Raw genomic sequence first — 4,118 nt, 5'->3', positions numbered from 1 at the left:
GTCGGCTTCGCCGCCACCTCCCCCGTAAACGGGGGAGGAGAATCAAGCCGCCAGCGCGACCTTGCGTTCTGGCAGGATGGCGTCCACCGCCAGCAGCACGATCATCGCCGCGTCGGTGGTGATCACCGCCGAGACCAGGGTCGAGGTGATGTCCTCGCCCAGGGGCGGGGGCGGGCTGATGCTGTCGGCCGAGACGATGAAGCTGTCGCAGACCGCGTCGACCAGCAGGCCGGYGACGTCGTCGTGGTGCTCGACCACGATGATCACCTGGCGGGCGCTGTCGGGGGCGACGCCCTTGCCCAGGCGTTCGGACAGGTCGATGACCGGCATCACCTGGCCGCGCAGATTGATCACGCCGCGCACATAGGGCGGGGCGTCGGGAAGCGGGGTGGCCGGGGTGACGCCGCGGATCTCGCGGACCGCGCCCACCGGCACGCAATAGGTCTGGGTTCCGACTTCGAACGACAGGATCTGCAGATCCTCGCCGGCCGCGTAAGCCACGTTCCTGGACATCGCCTGGTCGCCTTCAAGCTCGTCGTCGCCCGTTCTGGGCGCCGTCTTAGCCGTCACCCTCGCGCGGAAAGGTGAATAAATCGGCCTTCTTTCAACGATTTGACTCAGGAGGCCGGCGCCGAAGCTGACGGCTCCGTTCAGCCTGCGTTCAGCCGCTGGGCGCGAGGATGATGTGAAGATGGAGACGGACCTGTCGGGACGCCTCTCCAGAGAGGACATCGTGTCATGAACCGCAAACTGAAGACCATCATCGGCCGCGCGACCGCCGGCCTCGCCGCCCTGGCCATGGTGGCCGGCGCGACCGCCGCCTCGGCCCAAGGCTACCGCCACGGCGGCGGTGGTGGCGGCTACTACGGCGGCCACGGCCATGGCCATAACGGCAACGACGTGGGCGTCGCCATCGCTGGCGGCATCGTCGGCTTGGCCCTGGGCGCGGCGATCGCCGGCAACAACAACCACGCCCCGCGCTACAACAGCGGCTATGGTTACGGCTACGCCCCGCCGCCGCCCCCGCCGCGCTACGGCGGTTATGGCTACGCCCGCCCCTACGGTTATGACCGTCGTGGCAGCGACTGCTGGACCACCCGCGAATACGACCGTTACAGCGGCTCGGTCTACGAGCGGACCGTCTGCCGCTAAGGCGACGGATCTAGAAACCAAGACGCCCCGGGTGCGAACCCGGGGCGTTTTTGTGTGTTCACCCTTCTCCCCTGGCTTCGCCGGCGAGATGTCGGCGCTCTCGCCTTTGACCCAAAAACGGCTGTCATCCCGGACGAGCGCGCAGCGCGAAGATCCGGGACCGACGCCTGAGCTCAGCGCTTCCGGCGGTCCCGGATCGGCGGCCCGATGGGCCTTGTCCGGGATGACAACCGTTGGGGAAGGCGGGTGGAGGTGTTGGCCACTTAGGCCGAGGCCGCCTGCAGCCGTTCCAGCACCAGCGCGTGCAGTTCCTGATTGGTGGCCAGGATCGAGACGCCGTCGACCGGGTTGCCGTGCTCCTCGATCGTGCTGACCTTGCCGCCGCTCTCGGTGACCAGCAGCACGCCGGCCGCCACGTCCCAGGGCTTCAGATTGCGTTCCCAATAGCCGTCGAACCGGCCGGCCGCGACCCAGGCCAGGTCCAGGGCGGCCGCGCCGAAGCGGCGCACGCCGGCCACCTTCTGGCTGATCTGGTGCAGCTCCTTCAGGAAGGTGGCGTGGCCGGGCTTGCCCAGGAACGGCACGCCGGTGGCCAGGATGCTCTCGTCCAGGTGACGGCGAGCCGCGACGCGCAGGCGCTTCTCGGCGCCCAGATAGGCGCCCTTGCCCTTTTCGGCCCAGAACAGGTCGTGGGTGATGGGGTTGTAGGTGACGCCGGCCACCACTTCGCCCTCGCGGGCCAAGGCGATGTTGACCGCGAAGTGCGGGATGCCGTGCAGGAAGTTGGTGGTGCCGTCCAGCGGGTCGACGATCCAGGTGTGGGTCTTGTCGGTGCCCTCGATCATGCCGCGCTCCTCGCCGTGGAAGCTGTAGCCGGGGCGGGCCTTGTCGAGGATCTCGAAGATCACCTGCTCGGCCTTCTGGTCGGCGGCGGTGACGAAGTCGGCGGGGCCCTTTTTGGACACCTGCAGCTCGGTGACTTCGCCGAAGTCACGGGCCAGGCCGCGGGCCGCTTTGCGCGCGGCGTCGATCATCACGTTCAGAAGGGCGGAAGTGGTGGCCAAGGCAGGTGTTCCTCATAGTTCCCCCTGCGCAGCGTCTCCGTCCTTGTTGAAAGGGTGGGCGACGGCGGGGGATATGCGTGCGGGCGGATAGAAAGATCGGGAAAGTGGGCGCGATACCTAGTCGCGTAGGCCGCCGAAAGCAAGGCGAGGGGATTTGTCGCGGGTCAGGCGTCCGGTTCGCGGTCGCGGCGAAGGATGTGCCGAGCCACCCAGGCCAGCACGCCGAGCACCGTCAGGGCGAAGGCGGTGAGGACGGCCTTGCCGATCCATGTGCCGGTCTGACCGGCGAGGTCCTCGGACCGGACCACGGTCACCGGAAGGTCGACCTTCACCTCCACTGGCGCGATGAGCGTCACTTCCAGCGTCGCGATCGCTGGAACGAGGAGCAGACACACGACGATCGCCACGATCGCCAGGACGATCAATTTCCATCGCGTTCGCATGCAGCCAATCCGGTCGTCCGCCATCCCAGGGCGCTCAAGCTGACGGGATTTCCGTTGGGGAGCAACGGCCGGCGATTGTTCCGCGGCCATGTCACATACCGGCGGCTTGTCTCGTCTTGCCTGGAAACCAAGGAGACCACGAAGATGCGATGGGCCAAATGGCTTTTGCCGGCGATCCTGGCGATCAACGGCGCGGTGATGATGCTGGCTCCGGCTTGGTGGTATCCGCGCGTGCCGGGGGTGCTGGAGACCGGGCCGCTGAACGAGCATTTCGTGCGCGACATCGGGGCGGCCTATCTGGCCTGCGCCCTGGCCATGGGCTGGGCGCTGAAGGACCCGGTGCGCGGCCTGGGCGTGGCGGTCGCCTCGGCGACCTTCCTGTGCCTGCACAGCCTGATCCACCTGATCACCCCGTTCTGCGGCACGGCCCTGCCGTGGCCCCTGCTGCTGCGCGACTTCCCCGGCGTGTTCCTGCCCGCGATCATCAGCCTGCTGGTGGTGCGCTCGTGCATTCGGCGCCAGAAAGAGCGGGCATGAGCCAGCAGGACAACATCTTCGAGGACCGGCGCGGGGCGATGACCGGCCTGGCCTACCGYATGCTCGGCTCGCGCGCCGACGCCGAGGACGTGGTGCAGGACGCCTGGATCCGCTGGCGCGGGGTAGAGGCCGACGAGGTGACCAACCCGGCCGGTTTCCTGAACAAGGTGGTCACCCGCCTCTGCCTGGACCGGCTGAAGTCGGCCCGCGCCCGGCGCGAGGTCTATGTCGGCGAGTGGCTGCCCGAGCCGGTGGTCGACGACGACCACAGCGCCCTGGGCGAGGACCTGTCGGTGGCCTTCCTGCTGGCCCTGGAGCGGCTGACCCCGCTGGAGCGCGCCGCCTTCCTGCTGCACGACGTGTTCGACGCCTCGTTCGCCGATGTCGCCAAGACCCTGGGTCGGACCGAGGCCGCCTGCCGCCAGCTGGCCGCCCGGGCCCGCGAGCACGTCAAGGCCGGCAAACCGCGCTACCACCCCAGCGTCGAGGAGGAGCAGCGCCTGACCGGCGCCTTCCTGGCCGCGGCGATGAGCGGCGACGAGACGGTGCTGCGCGGCATCCTGGCGGCGGACGTGGTCATGCACTCGGACGGCGGCGGCATCGCCAAGGCGACGCTGAACCCGGTGTTCGGCCTCGAGAAGGCCGTCCGCCTGGTGCTGGGCCTCAAGAGGAAGTTCCCCACCCCGGACGATACGACCGCCCGCCTGGCGCGGATCAACGGCGCGCCCGGCATCGTGCTCAGCCACGAGGGCGTGGTGTTCCAGACCATGGGCCTGGAGATCGTGGATGGCCGCATCGCGGCGGTCTACACGATGCGGAACCCGGAGAAGCTGGCGCGGCTGAATTCTTAGGGCTCGGCCTACCAAAACCCTCTCCCGGAGGGGAGAGGGAGGGGCCCGCCGCGCAGCGGTGGGAGGGTGAG

At 68.7% G+C, this 4,118-nt stretch carries 6 protein-coding genes; 3 read left to right on the top strand and 3 right to left on the bottom strand.

From position 1 onward, the window contains the following. Positions 1-42: 42 nt before the first annotated feature. A complete protein-coding gene (locus tag AC1DZ6_RS20470) occupies positions 43-513 on the bottom strand; it encodes a chemotaxis protein CheW (RefSeq protein ID WP_477098972.1) in 471 nt (156 codons plus the stop codon). A 225-nt stretch (positions 514-738) separates the two neighbouring features. On the opposite strand from AC1DZ6_RS20470, the gene AC1DZ6_RS20465 reads away from it, so the two are divergent. Further along, on the top strand, positions 739-1,152 hold the full coding sequence (locus AC1DZ6_RS20465; protein ID WP_477098971.1) for a hypothetical protein: 414 nt from the start codon (positions 739-741) through the stop codon (positions 1,150-1,152). Between the two features lie 263 nt (positions 1,153-1,415). Here AC1DZ6_RS20465 and AC1DZ6_RS20460 read toward each other — a convergent pair whose 3' ends face one another. Both AC1DZ6_RS20460 and AC1DZ6_RS20455 read right to left on the bottom strand, forming a co-directional pair. Further along, positions 1,416-2,216, bottom strand: coding sequence for an inositol monophosphatase family protein (locus AC1DZ6_RS20460; protein ID WP_477098970.1), 801 nt, complete (start codon positions 2,214-2,216; stop codon positions 1,416-1,418). Between the two features lie 164 nt (positions 2,217-2,380). Continuing rightward, on the bottom strand, positions 2,381-2,683 hold the full coding sequence (locus AC1DZ6_RS20455; RefSeq protein WP_477098969.1) for a hypothetical protein: 303 nt from the start codon (positions 2,681-2,683) through the stop codon (positions 2,381-2,383). A gap of 120 nt (positions 2,684-2,803) precedes the next feature. On the opposite strand from AC1DZ6_RS20455, the gene AC1DZ6_RS20450 reads away from it, so the two are divergent. Continuing rightward, positions 2,804-3,196: a hypothetical protein gene (locus tag AC1DZ6_RS20450; protein ID WP_477098968.1), complete on the top strand. Its 393-nt coding sequence runs from the start codon at positions 2,804-2,806 to the stop codon at positions 3,194-3,196. Further along, entirely contained in the window at positions 3,193-4,047 is an 855-nt protein-coding gene (locus AC1DZ6_RS20445; protein WP_477098967.1) for a sigma-70 family RNA polymerase sigma factor, read from the top strand. Before AC1DZ6_RS20450 ends, AC1DZ6_RS20445 begins: the two co-directional genes overlap by 4 nt. Positions 4,048-4,118: the final 71 nt, after the last annotated feature.

This window comes from Caulobacter sp. P1_B12_2 (genome assembly GCF_056406675.1).
Note: the sequence above shows the minus strand (reverse complement) of the source record. Positions and strands in the feature narration are given on the sequence as shown.

Excerpts from the sequence above, each read along its gene's own strand:
- AC1DZ6_RS20465 (WP_477098971.1), top strand. The coding sequence starts at position 739 with ATGAACCGCAAACTGAAGACCATCATCGGCCGCGCGACCGCCGGCCTC.
- AC1DZ6_RS20455 (WP_477098969.1), bottom strand. The coding sequence starts at position 2,683 with ATGGCGGACGACCGGATTGGCTGCATGCGAACGCGATGGAAATTGATC.
- AC1DZ6_RS20450 (WP_477098968.1), top strand. The coding sequence starts at position 2,804 with ATGCGATGGGCCAAATGGCTTTTGCCGGCGATCCTGGCGATCAACGGC.